The 18,622-nt window shown below is 58.9% G+C and carries 16 protein-coding genes; 4 read left to right on the forward strand and 12 right to left on the reverse strand.

What is annotated here, in order from left to right; all coding sequences use genetic code 11:
* Window positions 1-167 precede the first annotated feature (167 nt).
* Window positions 168-1,277, reverse strand: a complete 1,110-nt coding sequence (locus HFO99_RS11500) for an acyltransferase family protein (protein ID WP_261323100.1) — start codon at window positions 1,275-1,277, stop codon at window positions 168-170.
* Between the two features lie 253 nt (window positions 1,278-1,530).
* On the opposite strand from HFO99_RS11500, the gene HFO99_RS11505 reads away from it, so the two are divergent.
* Both HFO99_RS11505 and HFO99_RS11510 read left to right on the forward strand, forming a co-directional pair.
* On the forward strand, window positions 1,531-3,849 hold the full coding sequence (locus HFO99_RS11505) for a membrane-bound PQQ-dependent dehydrogenase, glucose/quinate/shikimate family (protein ID WP_222361268.1): 2,319 nt from the start codon (window positions 1,531-1,533) through the stop codon (window positions 3,847-3,849).
* Between the two features lie 398 nt (window positions 3,850-4,247).
* The gene (locus tag HFO99_RS11510) at window positions 4,248-6,419 is read left to right on the forward strand and encodes an adenylate/guanylate cyclase domain-containing protein (protein ID WP_222361351.1); all 2,172 of its coding nucleotides are present in this window, start codon (window positions 4,248-4,250) and stop codon (window positions 6,417-6,419) included.
* A 6-nt stretch (window positions 6,420-6,425) separates the two neighbouring features.
* Here HFO99_RS11510 and HFO99_RS11515 read toward each other — a convergent pair whose 3' ends face one another.
* The 5 genes from HFO99_RS11515 to HFO99_RS11535 all read right to left on the reverse strand — a co-directional run bounded on the left by HFO99_RS11515 (window position 6,426) and on the right by HFO99_RS11535 (window position 10,665).
* Window positions 6,426-6,932, reverse strand: coding sequence for a YHS domain-containing (seleno)protein (locus tag HFO99_RS11515; protein ID WP_222361270.1), 507 nt, complete (start codon window positions 6,930-6,932; stop codon window positions 6,426-6,428).
* 13 nt (window positions 6,933-6,945) lie between these two features.
* Complete coding sequence (locus HFO99_RS11520) at window positions 6,946-7,539, reverse strand: ankyrin repeat domain-containing protein (RefSeq protein WP_222361272.1); 594 nt, start codon at window positions 7,537-7,539, stop codon at window positions 6,946-6,948.
* Between the two features lie 133 nt (window positions 7,540-7,672).
* Window positions 7,673-8,455 carry a FadR/GntR family transcriptional regulator gene (locus HFO99_RS11525; protein WP_222361274.1) on the reverse strand — a complete coding sequence of 261 codons (783 nt, stop codon included), beginning with the start codon at window positions 8,453-8,455 and terminating at the stop codon, window positions 7,673-7,675.
* 194 nt (window positions 8,456-8,649) lie between these two features.
* Complete coding sequence (locus HFO99_RS11530) at window positions 8,650-9,636, reverse strand: substrate-binding domain-containing protein (protein WP_064250706.1); 987 nt, start codon at window positions 9,634-9,636, stop codon at window positions 8,650-8,652.
* Between the two features lie 48 nt (window positions 9,637-9,684).
* Window positions 9,685-10,665 carry an NAD-dependent epimerase/dehydratase family protein gene (locus tag HFO99_RS11535; protein WP_222361276.1) on the reverse strand — a complete coding sequence of 327 codons (981 nt, stop codon included), beginning with the start codon at window positions 10,663-10,665 and terminating at the stop codon, window positions 9,685-9,687.
* A 260-nt stretch (window positions 10,666-10,925) separates the two neighbouring features.
* Between HFO99_RS11535 and HFO99_RS11540 the strand changes: the two genes are divergently transcribed.
* On the forward strand, window positions 10,926-11,666 hold the full coding sequence (locus HFO99_RS11540) for an ATP-binding cassette domain-containing protein (RefSeq protein WP_222361278.1): 741 nt from the start codon (window positions 10,926-10,928) through the stop codon (window positions 11,664-11,666).
* A gap of 40 nt (window positions 11,667-11,706) precedes the next feature.
* Window positions 11,707-12,705: an ABC transporter permease gene (locus HFO99_RS11545; protein WP_003542537.1), complete on the forward strand. Its 999-nt coding sequence runs from the start codon at window positions 11,707-11,709 to the stop codon at window positions 12,703-12,705.
* Between the two features lie 79 nt (window positions 12,706-12,784).
* Here HFO99_RS11545 and HFO99_RS11550 read toward each other — a convergent pair whose 3' ends face one another.
* The 6 genes from HFO99_RS11550 to HFO99_RS11575 all read right to left on the reverse strand — a co-directional run bounded on the left by HFO99_RS11550 (window position 12,785) and on the right by HFO99_RS11575 (window position 18,530).
* Entirely contained in the window at window positions 12,785-13,816 is a 1,032-nt protein-coding gene (locus tag HFO99_RS11550; protein WP_222361280.1) for an ABC transporter ATP-binding protein, read from the reverse strand.
* Window positions 13,817-13,829: 13 nt separating this feature from the next.
* Window positions 13,830-14,672: a carbohydrate ABC transporter permease gene (locus HFO99_RS11555; protein WP_222361282.1), complete on the reverse strand. Its 843-nt coding sequence runs from the start codon at window positions 14,670-14,672 to the stop codon at window positions 13,830-13,832.
* Window positions 14,669-15,592 (reverse strand): carbohydrate ABC transporter permease, encoded by a 924-nt coding sequence (locus tag HFO99_RS11560; protein WP_017961845.1) that lies wholly within the window; start codon window positions 15,590-15,592, stop codon window positions 14,669-14,671. The genes HFO99_RS11555 and HFO99_RS11560 overlap by 4 nt, the downstream gene beginning before the upstream one ends.
* 11 nt (window positions 15,593-15,603) lie before the next feature.
* Window positions 15,604-16,851: an ABC transporter substrate-binding protein gene (locus HFO99_RS11565; RefSeq protein WP_222361284.1), complete on the reverse strand. Its 1,248-nt coding sequence runs from the start codon at window positions 16,849-16,851 to the stop codon at window positions 15,604-15,606.
* A gap of 132 nt (window positions 16,852-16,983) precedes the next feature.
* Complete coding sequence (locus HFO99_RS11570; RefSeq protein ID WP_131642820.1) at window positions 16,984-17,775, reverse strand: SDR family NAD(P)-dependent oxidoreductase; 792 nt, start codon at window positions 17,773-17,775, stop codon at window positions 16,984-16,986.
* Entirely contained in the window at window positions 17,772-18,530 is a 759-nt protein-coding gene (locus tag HFO99_RS11575) for a FadR/GntR family transcriptional regulator (RefSeq protein ID WP_077979277.1), read from the reverse strand. The genes HFO99_RS11570 and HFO99_RS11575 overlap by 4 nt, the downstream gene beginning before the upstream one ends.
* Window positions 18,531-18,622: the final 92 nt, after the last annotated feature.

The raw sequence follows: 18,622 nt of genomic DNA on the forward strand, positions 1-18,622 counted from the left end.
CAGCCTACGCAAAACTCGGCTCCTACGATGGACCCGGATTGTTCATCTGAGGTGATCGGGCGCGCACCAACGAAACAGGGCCCGCCGCTGTGACGAGCCCTGCTGATGTCCTTGCCGGTTGAACACCGGCGATGGAATTGCCGGCATCGAGGCCGGCGTCGACAAGCCTATTTCGAGACCGCGCCGGCCAATTGCCGTTTTGCGACGCGTTGGAGACTGAGGTTTTCCAGCCAGGTGACTTGTTTCCTCAATTTCAACGCCGGCTTTTCGATGAATCTCCACGAGAAGGCGGCAAAGCAAGTGGCAATGATGCTGCAGACAATGCCGTTCAGCCACCAGTTATGCGCCCAAGGCCCGAGCGCAACGAACGCCTGTTGGATCGGATAGCCATAGAGGAAGACGCCGTAGGAGTAGTCGGCTCCGCGCAGGACGCCGAGCTTGCGGGGCGAGGTGAGGCCAAGGAAGACCGTGACATATCCCATGGCCGGAATGGCAACAAAGTCCCCAAAGGAGGTGAACCAATAGGCCCACAGTATGAATGCCACCGAGGCGAGGAAAATTCGGATATCCCAAAGAACCTTGTCCTTGTAGAGATAGAAGGTCACCCCCACAAGAAAAGCACAAATGAGCAGATTGCCCGACGCAGTCGTCGGCATATTCGCCCAATCACTTTCATGTTTCCAATATCTTGCGATACCGAAGCTTATGATCAAGGCCGGCGTTGCGATAAGGGCAATCACCCGCCGCCTGACGACGCCGAGCAAGAAGAGGGCGGCAATCACCGCATAGCACTCAAGCTCGAACGGCACCGTCCAGAGCTGCCCGTTCACCATCGCGGCATCAGGATTATCCAGGAATACCCCGGGAAGATTGAAGTGAATGTGCCCTGTGACATTCATCAGATATGTAAAGAACTGTGGATCGGTGAAATAGTCACGCAGGTCATACTCTGTATAGATCGCACCGAGTATAAAGGCAGCCAACAATACCTCTACCGCAAGAGCAGGGTAGATCCGGATAAATCGGTTGCCGAGAAAGGAGACCAATGTCTTCGATCGTTCAAGACTGCCAGCCACCAGGAACCCGCTCAGGACAAAGAACATGGGCAGCACAGACTTGATAACAGGGCGGAAGGGTGACTCCCAGAGAAAGAGGTCATCGCCGTACGTGACGCGGGCTGTATGTATCCAAAGCACTGAAAAGGCTAACAGTAATCGCATATAATCGAATCCTGTCGGTCGCCCGTTCGCTAGATCAAGCTTTTCGCCGAGAAACATCTGTGCCCCTTTCAGAAGTATTGACTCGATTTGGAATGGCAAGCCGTTGCCGCAGAGCGGCGCCGGCATCATTGCCGGGTCGGGGCCGCGTGTCAGTGACCACAGGTACATCAGTTAAAAATTGAACGAGAGAGCAGCCCTCTCCCGAAGACGCGTTTCTGACCATCAACCCATGGCCCCGTGCTCCCGAGGTGCCCTGCGATGGTCGGAATTGGTATCCAGGTGATCGGGCAGCGGATTGGATGAGGAGACTATGAAATTTCTGGCCACCCTGTTTTGTCTTGTTCTCGCTTTTATCGGATTGGGGCTGATCGGAGGCGGCGCCTGGCTGTTGCGCCTCGGCGGCTCGCCCTATTACGCGATCGTTGGGCTTGCTTATGTGGTTGGCGCATTTCTACTGTGGCGCCGGAAGATATCAGGCAGCTTCATCGTCCTGCTTGTCGCCGTTTTCACCCTTCCCTGGGCGTTGTGGGAATCGGGTCTTAATTTTTGGGCGCTTTTTACCCGCTTGATGTCCCCCATCGCGCTGGCGAGCTTTGCGCTTTTCTTTGCTCCGTCGCTTTCCCCGACCGCCAGCCGGAAGCTCTTTTATGGCGGCGCCTTGGTCACGGCGATCCTGTTCGTCGCGGGTTTCGGCCTGAGCTTCGTGCCGCACGGCATTATCCGCCCCTCCGCCGACATCACCGCCTACAAGACCGCCAAGGGCGACAACGCTCCCTCCAACTGGACATCCTATGGCCGCACAACCGCAGGAGATCGTTATTCGCCATTCGATCAGATCAACCGCGGCAATGTGTCCAAGCTCGATCTTGCCTGGACATATCGCACCGGAAAAAGCGACGGCGCCGATCAGAACACGCCTCTGCAGATCGGCGATACGGTCTACACCTGCACACCGACAGATGTAATCGCAGCACTCGATGCAGATACCGGCAAACCCCGCTGGACCTTTGACCCCAAGGCGACGGCGCCTTACTGGCAACGCTGCCGCGGCCTCGGCTACTACAAGATGCCAAAGGAGACCCAGTCAGCCGATGGTCTCTGTAACGAGCGTTTGGTGCAGACGACGATCGATGCCCGTCTTCTGGAAATCGATAGCAAGACCGGCACCCTCTGCAAGAACTTTGGAGACAACGGCACCGTCCAGCTTTCCCAAGGCATGGGCGAAGTCAAGACAGGTTATTATTTCCAGACATCGGCGCCGCTGATTGCCCGCAATCTGATCGTCGTCGGAGGTTGGGTCACGGACAACCAGGAGGTCGATGAACCCTCCGGCGTTATCCGCGCGTTCAACGTCGTCACCGGCGAGCTCGAATGGGCATGGGATCTCGGCAACCCCGAGATCACCAAACTCCCGCCGGACGGCCAGACCTATACGCGGGCCACTCCCAACATGTGGACGATGGCCGCCTTCGACGACAAGCTTGGCCTCATCTATGCACCGCTCGGCAATACCACGCCGGATTATTACGGCGTCAATCGCCCTGGTTTCGCCGATCAATACAACGCGACATTGGTGGCGCTCGATGTGACGACGGGTCGGGAGAAATGGAAATTCCAGACCGTGCATCACGATATCTGGGACTACGATCTGCCGGCCCAACCCGTCCTGATCGACCTGCCCGACGGCAATGGCGCCACCGTGCCCGCTCTGCTGCAGACCACCAAACGCGGGCAGCTTTTTCTCCTCGACCGTCAAACCGGCACACCGCTTGCCGAAGTTCAGGAGAAACCGGTGCCGCAGCAAGGCGGCGCGCCGGAAGAGAAACTGTCCCCGACGCAGCCCTACTCCGTCGGCATGCCGACAATCGGTGCGGAGCGCGTGACCGAGCAGACGGCCTGGGGCCTGACGATGTTCGATCAGCTGGCATGCCGCATCGCATTCCGCAAGATGCGCTACGACGGCGATTTCACCCCGATCGGCACGCAGTATGCGATCCAGCAGCCGGGAAATCTGGGTGGTCTCAACTGGGGAAGCGTATCGGTCGACCTGCCGAACAACAGGGTCTTCATGAACGATATTCGCGTCCCCAGTCTCTTCTCACTCATTCCGCGCGCCGAATACGTCGACTTTGCCCTGACCACAACCGCGCACGGCCCCTCCGCCCCCCAGCGTGGTACGCCTTACGCCATGGCCACCGAGATGTGGACATCGAGGCTTCGCGTTCCCTGCACGCAACCGCCCTTCGGCACCGTCACCGCAGTGGATCTGAAGACGCGCAAGATCGCATGGCAGGTTCCGGCCGGCACAGCCGAAGAACTCGGGCCGTTCAAGATAAAAACCAAGCTGCCCATGCAGATGGGCCTGCCGAGCTACGCCGGCACTTCGGCGACCGCCGGCGGAATCGTCTTCTTCGCTGGCTTCCAGGACTATTATATCCGCGGCTATGATGCCGAGAACGGTACCGAACTCTGGAAATATCCTCTGCCGGTCGGTTCGAGCGCGACGCCCATGACCTATGTCTCACCGAAAACAGGCAAGCAATATGTCCTGATATCGGTTGGCGGAGCACCATACTCGAAAGATGTTGGCGACTATGTGCTGGCGTTTTCTCTAAAGAACGGAGATTAACCCCTCGAGTCCAGTGAACCGGCCGCGCTCAGGCCGAACCTCACGCCTGGCAAGCAGGATCGATTGGCCAAGGGAAAAGGTACTGCGGATCAATCCTGATTTCTCCATAGAACGACGCCGACGCGTCCTGCCCTTTCCAAACCCCGAGGAAACCACAGGGTGGAAGGACTCCGTAAGGCAGTGCTTACCATAACGGATCTTGGTACATGCTGAAGGAAACTGCCGTCAAGCCGATACGGCCGACAGCGGCGGACGCCCGACAAGCCTCTCAGATCACGCCCTCTCCACGGGAACATGTGGGTGGCGAACATGATGCCACTTTGGGCAACTTTGATGGCAACGGCACGACACCTGCTGTAAGATATCGGCAGAGGATCGGACACCCGGAAAGAACTGTTATGGAGCGCCGCCTTGCAGCAGTCCTGATTGCGGATGTGGTCGGTTACAGCCGCCTGAGCGAGATCGACGAAGAGGGAACGCGTATCCGCTTCCACACCGACCTTCACGAACTCTTCGAACCGAAGATCGCCACGCATCACGGCCGCCTGATCAAGACGATGGGCGACGGGATTCTGGTTGAGTTCCATAGCGTGGTGGATGCCTTGCGCTGCGCAGTCAAAATCCAGCAACAGAAGGCGGAACGCAATGCGGCCCTGCGGCCCGAGCAGCGGATGCTTTTCCGCATCGGCGTCAATCTCGGCGATGTCATCGTCGAAGGAGAGGACATTCATGGAGACGGCGTCAACATAGCGGCGCGCCTGGAGAGCCTTGCCCAGCCCGGCGGGATTTGCATATCTGGCACCGCATTCGATCACACGGTACACAAGGCTGATGTCGGCTTCTCGGCTCTTGGTGAGCAGCGATTGAAGAACATAGCCGATCCCGTTCGCGTCTATCGTGTTCTGTTAGATCCCTCTGAGGCAGGCAAGGTCGTCGCCTCCCGTCGGCCGCGCCGCCCGGCGATCATCCTTGCCACGCTTGCAGCGCTGTCGATCGCGGCCACTGCGATTGTCTTTGCCTGGCAATGGCCGTTTGTGCCGCAACGTCCCTCTGTCGCGGTGCTTCCTTTCGCCAATTTGAGTAGCGACACCGGCCAGGATTATTTCACCGATGGCATTACAGACAGCCTGATTGCCGATCTGACCATGCTCTCGGACCTTGATGTCATCGGTCATAATTCGGTGTTTGCATACAAAGGCAAGCCTCTCATTTTGGCCGACATCGCACGCGATCTCGGCGTGCGTTTTGTCGTTGAGGGCAGCGTGCAACGGATAGGCGATCAAATCCGCGTCAATGCGCAGCTAAGCGATGCCGCAAGCGGTGACCACTTGTGGGCTAACCGATTTAACCGCGCCGCGGCAGATGTCATGGCTGTGCAAGATGAGCTCAGTCGCCAGATTGCCGAAGCGCTCGGCCTGAAACTCACTCAATCCGAGGCGGAACGGATTACCCGTCCGCCGACCGCCAATCTCGAGGCATACGACTACTACCTTCGTGCCGAGCAGGCGACGCGCACCGGCCGCCGTTCCCGGCTGCTCGAGGCACTGGCGCTCTTTGACAAGGCGGAGGCGCTTGACCCCGGTTTTGCAGAGGCCTTCGCGGCCGACGCGCACGCGACCGCCTATGTCTGGCGAAGCGCGTACGACGACGTTCTGCAGAGCGCGTTGGCGCGAAAAAGAGCCTACGAGAAGGCAAGCCGCGCGCTGGCGCTCGACCCGGTTCTTTCATCGCCATACGCCGTTCTTGCCGTCATGCAAGTCGTGGATCGCCGCTACGAGCAGGCGGTCGCCTCGGCGCAGCAGGCAGTGTCGCTTGGGGCTGCCGATGCCGAAGCTCATATGGCGTTGGCATACGTTCAATTATTCTCCGGTAATCATGCTGAAGCCGGCGCGGCCGTCGATACGGCGCTCAGGCACGATCCGAACCTCTCCGCCATCAATCGATACACGGCCGGCCTGGTGTTTTATTTGCAGCGCGACTACGCAAAGGCCATCGACAGCTTCGAGCGCGCGCGCGATGGTTCTTCGGGAAACGGCGATTTCGTTACCCCGCTCGCTATGGCCTATGCCCGTGCCGGTCGCCTCGATGACGCTCGTGCAACTGTCGCCGAAGGATTTCGCCTTGTGGCTGGGCGCGATTCCCTGGCGGGCTGGCGTCTCAGCAATGCCCATTTCCGCAACGGGCAGGATTTGGTGTTTATCCTCGATGCCCTGCGCGAGGCCGGCCTGCCGGAATGGCCCTTCGGTTTCAAGGGCAATGAGCAGGATCGGCTGTACGGTGACGAAATCGCAAGCGCCGTCATCGGCAAACTCCTGCGCGGCAAGACGGAGCCCTCAGGAAGCCCTGCACTCATGCAAGTCGAACGCGACGGCAAGGCGGCATTCCGTTCGGCGACGCAGATGATCACCGGAACGGTTTTCGTCAATGGCGACATGCTTTGCGAGCAGAGTGAAAACGCATTTGGACGAGCCGATTGCGGCCCGGTCTACAGACCTGCAAACTCGCCCGCAGAAACCAGCTATGCTTACGTGAACTCCACCAAGGTCTTCTATTTTTCGCCCGTCAAATAGCCGCGGTCAGTGATACTGATCCCGTTCGAGATCGGCTGCGACCTTCGGCCAGTTGCCGTCTGCTTTCGGCACTGCTTCGGCCACATGAGCGGCAAACCCCTCCGCCGATCCCTTGTCGTAGATCAGGTAAAGCTTGCCGTCGATGATCTTGAATGCTTCCGGATCGACGTTGACCGTGACCGAACCCAGAGCCACCTCACCCGCGCAGTAGCCGCCATACTGAGGCGCATATTTGATCGGCTCGCTGATGAACATTTCGCGGTGTTTGGCATTGGCGAAAAGCCACGGCGTCCCCAGCCATTCGTGCGAGAATTCCTCGGAGCCTTTCACCGCTTTGCCTTCGGTGAAATAGGCCACGGGATCGTATCCCATGATTGCCACGCCGCCGAAGTACCCCGTGTTTACCGAGTCGTCTGCGAAAGCCCCCGATCCGCCGACAGCTGCCAAAGCCAGAACGAATACCGCCACAGAGCGACCAATTCCTCGCGCACCGCTTCCGGTCCCTGCATACATCTGTGCCTCCTATTCAATCGTGGATTTCCATGCACTTGGTATATTCTTTTTCGCCGATGCGGCGGACCGGAGGGCAAGGTGCGCCATGCCGCTTGAACAGCCGCACGATATCCGTGTTGCCCTTCCAGATCGCTCGCGTGATCGGCGTGTAGCCGTGAACCTCCGCATGACCGACGTCAGCGCCCTCAGCGAGAAGAAACGTGGCGAGAGCGACGTGGTTCTCCTCACCGGCGACCATCAGCGGCGTCACACCCGCCTTATTGGCCGCGTCGTCGAGCGTCGCGCCGTGGTCGAGAAGCAGTTTGCTGATCGGCAAGCTGCCGGAAAAGGCCGCGGCATGAAGCGGCGTAAAGCCGCCTGAATTCCGAGCCATGACGTCGGCGCCTTTGCCGATCAGCAGTTCGGCGATGGGAAGCTGGGCTCCGAGCGCGGCGTTGATGAGAGGTGTTGCCTGATCGCGTGTCCGGCTGTCGACGTCGGCACCGGTAGCCAGAACCTGCTCGACGACGGCGGTGTTTCCAGTGGCAACGGCATCGAACAAGGGGCTCCCCGCAGCGGCCACCGTCGCTGTGAAAATCAAAGTCACCGATGCAAGCAGCCCACGCATGGCTCAGCCCCCGAAGGTTGCCAAGGAAAATAGCACAAGCCGCGGGTTTTGGGTAGGCATCAAGGACCGTAGCAGCTTGAATTCCCCTGCATCAAGCTGTCGGCAACGCGCCAGCCGTACAGGATGCAAACGTCTATCGCGACCACCGGGCTAAAATTTCGTCGGTATTTGCCAGCGCCTTGCGGACTGCGTTCCGCGCCATGTTCGGCCGCCGCAGTCGAATGCTTTTCTCAATATTCTCGTGAAGTTTCAGCGCATATCGCAAGTTGTCTTCCTCCCGCGTGACATGGGCGAAGAGGTGGTTCAGCGCCGATTCGATCAATACGCCGAGCGGCACCAACAGATCGTTTCCGGAGGCGCGCAAGATCGCGATGTGAAATCGCGCGTCGGATTCTGTTCGCTGCTGGAGCGATGTCGCCTGATCCATCTCATGCAGGGCCTGACTGATCGCGTTCATTTGCTCCTCAGTTCGTCGCTCCGCAGCAAGCGCCGTGGCTTCCGGCTCGATCATATGCCTGAGTTCTTGCACGGCTCTCAGAAAGGATTCGCGATCCGGAGATGCGGCATACCAGCCCAAGACATCTCGATCCAGCAGGTTCCAACGTTCCTTGGATTCGACCCAGCTGCCGATTTTCGGGCGGGAAGAAAGCAGGCCCTTGGCCATCAACATCTTGATCGCTTCGCGCACCGCCGAGCGGCTGACGTCAAAGACTTCCGACCATTTTGCCTCATTTGGCAGGATCGTGCCCGGCGGATAGTCGCCGCGCACGATTCGCAGACCGATCTCGCCGGCCAAAGACACATGAACACTCGCTCCAGTCATCCGGGGAGAATTTGGGCGCCTTGTGGTGGCCGAGCGGTCGACCGTCACCAGCTCGACCGCAGCCGTTGGCTTTCCCAATTTTTTGTCAGGCATTTATTTCTACTGCCTCAGCATTCTTTCGACTGTCTGCACGTATGATGAAAACAATCGTAATAACGAGGAAGTCGCCTGCGATTGACGCCGGCACAAAGCGCGGAATTCAGGGCGCGTCAAGCCCAGCGGATCTCTCGATCCGTCTCGTGAGGACAGTCAGCGCACCCTTGAACCGGGTGCGCCAAACCGTGAACCTACTTTTGAATGCAGGTGTCGACTGTATCCTTTGTGCACTCATCGAGTCCGGTGAAGACCGGATCTTCAACCGGCTTGCCGGCAATCAGATCCATCATCACCGAAGGTGCCTTGTAGCCCATCTCGAATGGCCGCTGGCCGACGAGCGCAGTTACCAGACCTTCCCTTGCAATGGCAACCTCGTCGCCGATTGTGTCGGCCGCACCAATGACGAAATCATTGCTGGCGATCTTCTCGGCCATTGGCTTGAACAGGTCGCGATAGGGTTGCGGTGCGCCGAACAACGGCCAGCCACCCATAATGCCGAATGCGTCCATGTCGGGATTGGCCGCGAGAATATCGGTCATTGCCTGAACACCCTTGGCACCATCGTCATTGGTGAACACCGGGCAGCCGGCAACCTCAGTCCAACCACCCTCGCCTTTCAGCGCGGTCAAGCCTTTCTGGCCAGTGAGCGTGTCGCGCATCCCTTGTGCGCGGCGTAGAATATTGTCTGCTCCCGGATTGCCTTCGATCGTGCAGATCTTGCCGCCCTTCGGCTTGGCCTTCTTGATGTACTCCCCGATGCGGGCGCCCATCAGATAATTGTCCGTGCCAAGATAGGTCTTGCGCAAGGCTGCATCCTCGGCGGCAAGATCGGCATCGAGCGTCATCACCGGAACCGTTGGATTGGCCGTCTTCAGGGTCTGGGCGATCAGCTTTGCATTTGACGGCGAAATTGCGATTGCAGCCGTGTCTGCCTTGCCCAACATATCCTGAACGATCTGCGCTTCGCCGGCTTCATCGGATGTCGATGCCGGACCGGTGTAGAAGCATTCGTATTCCGCCGTAGGGTTCTCCTTGTTCCATTTCTGGCAACCTTGATTGATCGCTTCGAAGAACGGATTGTCGAGGCCCTTGACGACGATGACGAGTTGCTTCTTGGCCAAGGCTTGCCCGGCGGTCAGTGCTAAAACTGCGGCTGTAAGTAGTAATGCCTTCCTCATAGTTTCCTCCCTTGAAACAGACGAGCACGGCGTGCCCGCCACACGAAATCAACCCGGATACCAGACGATGCGAGGCTCCTCCTTTGAGCGCTCGTATTGCCATGCCGAGTCGATAAGCATTTCGAGATCGTAGTTTGGCTGCCAATCCAGCAGGTATTTCGCCTTGCTGTTGTCCATCCAATTGGAATGGTAGCGGCTCGGTATGTCGACAGCGCCGAGATTGCGCGTGCGCAAGAGATAGGCGGCGACTTCAGCATAGTCGACGGGGCGATCCATGCAGATGTTGAAGAGCTGCCGCTCCGCCCGGGGGTTATCGATCGCTGCCAGTATTGCCGACACCAGGTCGTCGACATGGACGAAGTTGCGTTTCAGCGGACGACCGTCAGCATCGAGCAGCAGCGGCACCGTACCCATCGCCGCATAACGCCGCGCCGCGTCTTCCGGAACGAGCGTCTTCCAGTCCGGACCGCCAAAGACATCGTCTCCAAAAGACAGCGAATACTTGAAATCGTCCTTTTCCATGATCCAGGGTGCGCGCAGACAACAGCCATTAAGGCCGTACTGAATGCCAAACTGCTCCAGCATGATTTCTTCCAGGACTTTGGAGAGTGCATAGCTTCCCGGATAAGCACAATGGCGGGTGTTCTCGGTGATCGGGCCGTCGTGGCGATAGTGGAAATGTCCCACACCCGCATCACCACCGATCAGGATGAACTGGCGCGCCGTGACGCTCGTACGGAACTCCTCGAGCAGCCAAAAGAGGCCTTTGACCGTGACATCCATGATGTCTTCAGGCGTTTCCTTGCATGTGGCGAGATGCACGACATGGCTAACGTCATCCAGCGCCTTTGCCACGACATCGCGATCGGCGATCGAGCCTTGGAAGACATCGACACGGTCGGTCGCCTCGTACAAACGGTTATGACAAAGCGCACGAATACGGGCTTTGGAAAATCTCGGATCGTCAAGCAGCCCAGCAATGAAGCGCCGCCCGACCTTGCCCGTCGCACCGGTAACAAGGATCAGCATGCTCATTCTCCCCCATTAGCAGCTAATATCCGGGCACCACTCTCGTCAAATGATATTTGTCTGACAAAACAGATTTTTGCGACAATAAGGTCAACGGCCGGGACAATGAGTTGACGCTGTCGCGGGGTTTTGCGTAAATGCTCCCAATCGCTTTTCCTGGGAGGATACTGGAAAAGCGAACTCGCCGGAGCCTTGCCTCGAAGACAAGCTGGCTCCGGTGCGATGGATAGCCCGCAGGTTTTGGGAGGCGAGGAGGCTTGGTGGCGGTTCTTGAACTCAGCAATATTTCCAAACATTTCGGCGCCATCCAGGCAGTCAACGATGTTTCGTTTTCGCTCGAAGCGGGGCAGGTTGTCGGCCTCATGGGCGACAACGGGGCTGGCAAGTCCACACTGGTGAAGATGATTGCCGGCAACTTTCGACCGAGCCATGGAACCATGCAGCTCGACGGCGCTGATCTCGTGCTTCATCGGCCGAAGGAAGCGCGCCAGCATGGCATTGAGATCGTTCACCAGGATTTGGCGCTCTGCAACAATCTGACGGCGGCAGCGAACGTGTTTCTTGGACGAGAACTGCGGCGCGGCGTATGGCCTCTTCGCATCCTCGACCACAAGAGCATGTACAAGCGCGCCGGCGAGATATTTCGCGAGCTCAAATCCGAGACGCGGGCGCGCGACCTCGTCAAGCAAATGTCAGGTGGCCAGCGGCAAGCGGTAGCGATCGGCCGCACGATGCTGTCTGAAGCGAAAATCGTATTGATGGACGAGCCGACAGCAGCCATTTCCGTGCGCCAGGTGGCTGAGGTTCTGAATCTGATCCGCCAATTGCGGGACCGGGGCATTGTCGTTGTCCTGATCAGCCACCGCATGCCCGACGTCTTTTCGGTCGCCGACCGCGTGATCGTGATGCGGCGAGGCAGAAAAGTAGCCGACAAGCAGATTGCGGCAAGTTCGCCGGAAGAAGTGACGGGACTGATTACCGGCGCCATCGAACAGGTGTGATCGATGCTATCCGTTGCAACAGGAAGGAAGAAGGTCGACGATGGCGATTACACTTGACCAAACGATCGGACAGAAGCAACGGAGCTGGCTTGCGACGATCATGAGCGGCCAGACATTCTGGGTGCTGATTGCAGTCATTCTCGCCTGCATTTTTCTGTCGATGGCAACGGACTCCTTTGCGACGGCGAAGAACATCTACAACATCACCCGCAATGTCACCTTCGTCGCCATTATCGCGCTGGGCATGACGCTGGTCATCATCACCGGCGGCATCGATTTGTCCGTCGGCTCCGTGCTTTGTCTGTGCAGCATGGTGCTGGCGGTCGTCATGCATGCGGGATACAGCATTGAAGTCGGCATCGCCGCCTCAATCGGTACGGCTCTGTTGGTCGGAGCGTTCAACGGCGTCTTGATTGCCTATCTCGGCTTCCCCCCTTTCGTCGTCACGCTCGGCATGTTGTCGATTGCGCGCAGCCTTGCGATGGTTGCATCCAACAATACTGTGGTTTTTGAGTTTGGACCTGATCACGACAAGCTCCTGGCCCTGGGTGGCGGCGCCTGGGTTTTCGGCATTGCCAATCCAGTGCTTTATATGGTCGTGCTGGCACTCATTACCGGTTTCGTGCTGCGCTGGACCAAGTTCGGCCGCTATGTCTTTGCCATCGGCGGCAATGAACACGCCGCGACGCTGACGGGTGTTCCGGTGCCGAGGATCAAGGTCATCGTCTATATGATTTCCGCCCTGTCGGCGGGGGTTGCCGGCATCATTCAAACCGGCTGGCTCGGCGCCGTCACCACAAACATCGGCGCCGGGATGGAACTTCAGGTCATTGCCGCCGCGGTTATCGGCGGCGCCAATCTGGCCGGCGGCGTCGGCACTGCCTTTGGAGCGTTGGTCGGCGCCGCACTCATCGAGGTCATTCGTAACAGTCTTGGCCTGCTCGGCATCAACGCATTCTGGCAGGGTTGCTTTATCGGCGGGGCAATCGTGCTCGCCGTCCTTTTCGACCGACTTCGCAACTTACGACAGGGCGAGTAGGCGAATCCGGTCCTTGAGAGACTTCTACGGTTCGCGCCCGCCCCAAGAGCGGCCGTACGTTCAAGCAGTCTGACCTTGTTCAGCCCCGCTTTGTTGTCTGCCCGTTGCCCTTGAAAAAGTGCACCTTCGAGACATCGGCGGCGAGTCCTATTTGGATTCCCGCCTTCATGTCATGACCGTCGTGCAGGACGAGGCAATCGTGCCCGTCCGGCAACTTGACGTGGAGCAGCGTTACCGCCCCGGTATATTCACAAAGCCCGACGGTTCCGCGCAGCGTCCCGTCTCGAGGCTCCACGACCGTCAGATGCTCCGGCCTTATCCCGATGGTCTCGGCGGTAGCATCCGCTGCCGCTGCGCCTGTCAGCAAAGGCGCGATATCTGCCGGGAGAAGATTCATTTTTGGGCTTCCGATGAACTGCGCCACGAAGGTATTTGCCGGCCGCTCGTATAGGTCCCGAGGGGAGCCGACCTGCTCGACGCGGCCGTCGCGCAGAACCACGATCTTGTCGGCGAGCGTCATCGCTTCGATCTGGTCGTGCGTTACATAGATCATCGTCGTGGAGAGCCGCTTGTGTAGAGCGGCGATTTCAGAGCGCATGTGCACGCGCAACTCTGCATCGAGGTTCGACAGCGGTTCGTCGAACAGGAAGACATCAGGATTTCCGACGATGGCGCGGCCGATCGCGACGCGCTGCCGCTGACCGCCGGAAAGCTCGCGGGGGTAGCGATCGAGCAATGCTTCGATCTTCAGCGTGGCGCTCGCCTCGTCGACGCGCTTCTGACGCTCCTGCGCCGGAACTTTGCGGACCTTGAGCCCGAAACCCATATTGTCCCGGACGGTCAGATGCGGATAGAGGGCATAGGATTGGAAGACCATGGCGACGCCGCGTTTCGAAGCCGGCACTTCGTTGACCACCCGGCCGCCAATCGCAAGTTCACCGCCGCTGAGATATTCCAGCCCCGAAATCAGCCGCAGCAAGGTGGACTTGCCGCAGCCTGATGGACCGACAAATACGACGAACTCGCCCGGATCGATCCTGAGATCGACGCCGCGGATGACCTCGACGGCGCCGAAGCGTTTTTCGATGCCTTTAAGCGATACACTGCTCATGAACGAAAATTCCTCATCCCTTCACGCCTGATAGCGCAAAACTTTCGATGATCTGCCGCTGGGCGATCAGATAGACGATCAGGATCGGCACCACGGCAAGGCTAGTAGCGGCAAGCTGCAGGTTCCACAGCGGTAAGCCGTAGCTGTCGTTGAAGTTCGACAAGGCCAAAGGCAGCGTGAACATGTTGAGCGAGCTCAGAAAGATCAGCGGCTCCAGGAACAGGTTCCACGAGAACAGAAAGGTGATGATGGAAACCGCAGCCAGGGCCGGACGCGCCATCGGCAACGCTATCTTCCACCAAACGCCGAAGCGTGAGAGGCCGTCCATCTTGCCGGCCTCTTCCAGTTCCTTGGGCAGGGCCAGGAAGTACTGGCGCATCAGGAACGTTGCCATCACCCCATGAGGGCCGAAGGTGGGCAGCAGGATCAGCGGCCAGTGAGTATCCACCAAACCAAACCAACGCATCAGGAAGAAGTTCGGAATGATCGTCACTTCCTCCGGCACCATGAGCGCCGAGATCAGAAAAAGCATCAGCAGCCCGGCACCGGCAAACCGCATACGCGCCAGCGCATAGCCGGCCAGGGACGAGATGGCGAGGGTGAGCGCCGTCACCACGATCGCGATGTAAAGCGAGTTGAAATACTGCCGCGCGAACGGCTGGTATGTGAACACTTCGATGAAATTCTGCCAGCGCCAGACGCGAGGAATAAGCGTCGGCGCGCCGAATATCTCGGTCACGCTCTTGAAGCCGGCAGACACCATCCAAACGAATGGGAAAACAAAAGGAATGGCGGCGATCAGCAGTGCGATCGTCCAGCAGGTGCGGTAGAGGATCTGGATTTGGCGCTGGGTCACTCCGATCCCTTTCTCCGCAGCATCACCTGCACCAGTGTCAGCGCCATGATCATCACGAACATGATCATCGCGAGCGCCGAGGCATAGCCGACGTTGAAGAACTTGAAGCCCTGCTGGTAGATGTAGAAGGCAAGCACCAGTGTGCCGTTTTCCGGGCCGCCACCGGTCATCTGGTATATGTGATCGAAGACCTTGAAAGAGCCGATCGTCGTGATGACCATGATGACGAGCGTGGTCGGCGCCAGCAACGGCCAAGTAATCATGCTGAAGATCTGCCGGCGTGAGGCGCCCTCCAGGCGCGCCGCCTCTTCATAGTCCCGCGGGATCGCCTGCAGCGCCGCAATGTAGAGGATCATGTTGAGGCCGACCATCTTGATGACGCGGGTGACGATGACCGCCGCCATGGCCCAGTTCGGTTCACGCAGCCAGTTTGGACCGGTGATCCCGACCAGCGCCAGTACCTGGTTGATGAAACCGCCTTCTCCCTGCAGCAGAAACTTCCAGACGATCGCCCAGGCGATGGCCGAGGTGATGACGGGAGCGAAAAACACCGTGCGAAAGAACACGACCCCGAAGAACGGCCGGGAAAGGGCGAGTGCCAAGGCGAGCGCGAGCGCCATATTGAGCGGCACGAGACCGATCGCGAAAACAACCGAATTGCGTACCACAAGCCAAAAGTCAGGGTTTTCGAGGAGCGCATTCTGAAAATTGGCAAGGCCTACGAAGGTGGCCTGCTGGCTGAGCAGGTTCCATTCGGTCATTGAATAATAGACCACTGCGCAGAGCGGACCGAGGAAGAAGATGAGGAAGCCGATGAAGGTGGGGCTGACAAACAGCCACGCCTCCATCATCTCTCTCATCTTCAACGTCAGCCAGGTCTTTTGGCCGGTTCGAATGGAGTTATGAACGGTATCGGCCATCTTCGTTCTGATCAAAGCAGGGGCTGGATTGCCGCGCAGATGCCCTTGATGGCGGCATCGACATCGGCATCCGGCTTCCACAGGGCATCGACGCGAGGCGCCATGGCGGCAAGGATCTGGGGCGCTTTTTCGTTAGCCGAGACCACCCGGCCCTTTTCTATCGCGGCAGCCACATTCTTCATCATCTCGGGCGGCACGAGCTTGTTGCCGTTGATGAATGCATCGGCCTGCAGAACGCTCTTGCGGGCCGGCGGGAAGAACTGCGCCATTGTGGCGACATTTTCCTTGTTGGTCATATGCGCTACGAATTCCGCGGCGATTTCCGTATTCTTGCCTTGGGCGAACACAACAAGACCGGCCTGGCCAATAACGGGTGACTCACCACCTGGGCCGGCGGGCAACGGTGCGATGCCCCACTTGAAGCCGGCTTCCGCCATCTTCGAAGCACGGGAAATCTGGTTGACCGTCATCGCCGAATTGCCGGAGAAGTAATCACCCTGTTCGCCCGGCGGAACGATGGACTTGTCCTTGAAGACCATGTCATGCAGCTGCTTGACCGCCTTGACGGCTTCTGGCTTGTCGAAGCCGCATTCCTTGTTCGACCAGATGTCGCCGCCATAGGCGCGGATTGGCGGCAGAAGGGCATGGGTCATGCGAGAGGCATAGCCTTCGCCATCCTTGAACTCGAAGCCCCATTTGCCGGGATTGGCTGCCGCGAGCTTCTTGGAGACTTCCTGGAACATGTCCATGTTCCATTCGCCCTTGGCGGCGAGCGTCAGCGGATCTTCGAGCCCGGCTTTGTCGAACATGTCCTTGTTGTAGTAGATCATGAAAGGCGAGGTGGAGAACGGAATGCCGTAGACCGTTTCGTCCTTCTGCCAGAGGCCCATGGCCGGCTTTGAGAAATCATCGAAATCATAGCCTTCCGCCGCCTTGAGCGTCGGGCCGAGATCCATCAGAAGATTGGCGTTTTCGAAAGCCGGAGCGGCATCCTCCATCATCCAGGCTACATCGGGAGCATTGCCGCCGGCGATCTGGAAGGTCAGTTTCTGGGTGTAGTCGTTGACCGGCACGGTCTCGAACTTCACGTTGACGTCGGGATGTGTGGCTTTGAAGCTCTCCGCAATGCCATTCAGCATCTTCAGATGAGCCTCGCTCCCGGTCCAGACCGTCATGCGGAGATCCGTCGCGAAGACGGCAGACGTCGATATGCACAATGTCAACGCGGATGCTGCGATACCTGCTAATGCGGCCTTCATGGTTTCCTCCCTTTTTGGTCGTCGGCAATCAGCCTTCACCGATTGAATGCAAACGGCATTCGCCTGGAATTTGGCTGCAAGCTGCGGCGGATGGTTCCGCCGCATGATCTCGAAAACCTTGCCGCTAGCCGCTCACCCGGCAGCGTGCGGAAGGCTCCCGGGCGCGTCTCCGATCGACCATCCTCCGTCGACCGGGATATTTGCACCCGTAATGTAGCTGGCAGCATCGCTGCACAAAAAAACAAACGCCCCAACCAGGTCCTGCGGCTGGCCCGGCCTGCCCACAGGGATCTTGGCGGCTACCGCTTTGCGGAACGCCGGGTCGCCGTAGCGCGCGGCATTGGCCTCGATCTCGATCGCACCCGGCGAAACCACATTCAGCGTGACGCCGCGATGGCCGATTTCGCGCGCAATCGACCTGATCGCAGTCAACTGCGCCGCCTTGAGCGACGCATAAACAACCGTTTCCGCCCGCGGTCGCACCGCCATGATACTACCTGTGGCAACGACCCTGCCCCAGCCCCGCTCGGCCATCGGTGGAACCAGCTTTGCCGTCAGCGTCAGCAGCGCCGAGAAATTCGATGCCACATGGGCGTTGACATGCGCCTCATCCAATTCCTGCCAGGGCCGCCGACGTTCGATGGCGGCATTGGCAATGAGGATATCGATCGGGCCGTGTGTTTTGAGCACTTCATCGGCAAAAGCCTGCGTCGCACGCCCGTCGGTGAAGTCTGCTTCCAGTACCGGCGCCGTCCCTCCGGTCGCCCGGGCCACCTCACGCGCGCCCGTTTCATTGCCGAAATGATGCAGGATCAGTTCCGCTCCATGCTCCGCAAGGCCAAGCGCAACAGCCCGACCGATGCCGGAACTGGCACCGGTTACCAGCACGCGTCGGCCTTTCAGTGAGAAGCGCGCGGCGCTCATCGCTCGGCATCTTTCAACTTGTCGGCCACCTCGAGCGAGGCAATGTCGGCAGCTTCGAAATGTTCCCGGATTTTTTGCTCGGCGAGGTCGGCATCACCAACTGCAATTGCGTCGTAGATCGCCTGATGCCGGCCAATCGTTGCCCGCCAGTCAGCGTCGCTGCGATTGGCGCGACGTGAAAACAATTCCGACACCTCGCGCTGCACGGAACGCATGCTCTCCATGTGCACGCGGATCATGTAATTACCCGTCGTCACGGCGAGGCCGAGGTGAAACAGGATGTCGGCGGCGGTAAAGCCGGAGGGCTCCTGGACGGAAGCCAGCATGCCCGCCAGGCCCTGCCGCATGATATCCAGACCTTCCGGATCGCGACGCTCGGCGGCGAGCCGGGCAATTCCCGTCTCGACGACGCGGCGCATTTCATTGGCTTCGCGCAGCCGCTTGAGACTGGAGCGGACCGCGTAGCCGTAGATTTTGTCCATCGATTCGCCGCTCAGCGCCTTGGCCCGGGCAACCTTGCCTTGTTGGGTGAAGATCAGCCCGGCTGCCGTCAGCTGGCGAAGCGCCTCGCGGGCGATAGGCTTCGAGACGCCGAACTCCCTGGCGATCTCCCCTTCGGGCGGCAACGGCTCGCCAGGCGAGATGCGCCCATCAAAGAGCGCGGCGGCAATCGCATCGGAAACCCCATCCGCCAACCGCGAAGGGTTGGGCGGCTTGGCGGTGAAAACGGGTTTCCTTTCGGGAATTTCACTCATCTCGATCCTCATATTCACAAAGCTAACACGCAGTTTCCAACTTAGCAACTAGGTTTATCAGTTGCCAAGTCACCAACATCTAGCTAGGAATA

The sequence above is a fragment of the Rhizobium leguminosarum genome (genome assembly GCF_019798305.1).
Classification (GTDB): domain Bacteria; phylum Pseudomonadota; class Alphaproteobacteria; order Rhizobiales; family Rhizobiaceae; genus Rhizobium; species Rhizobium leguminosarum_U.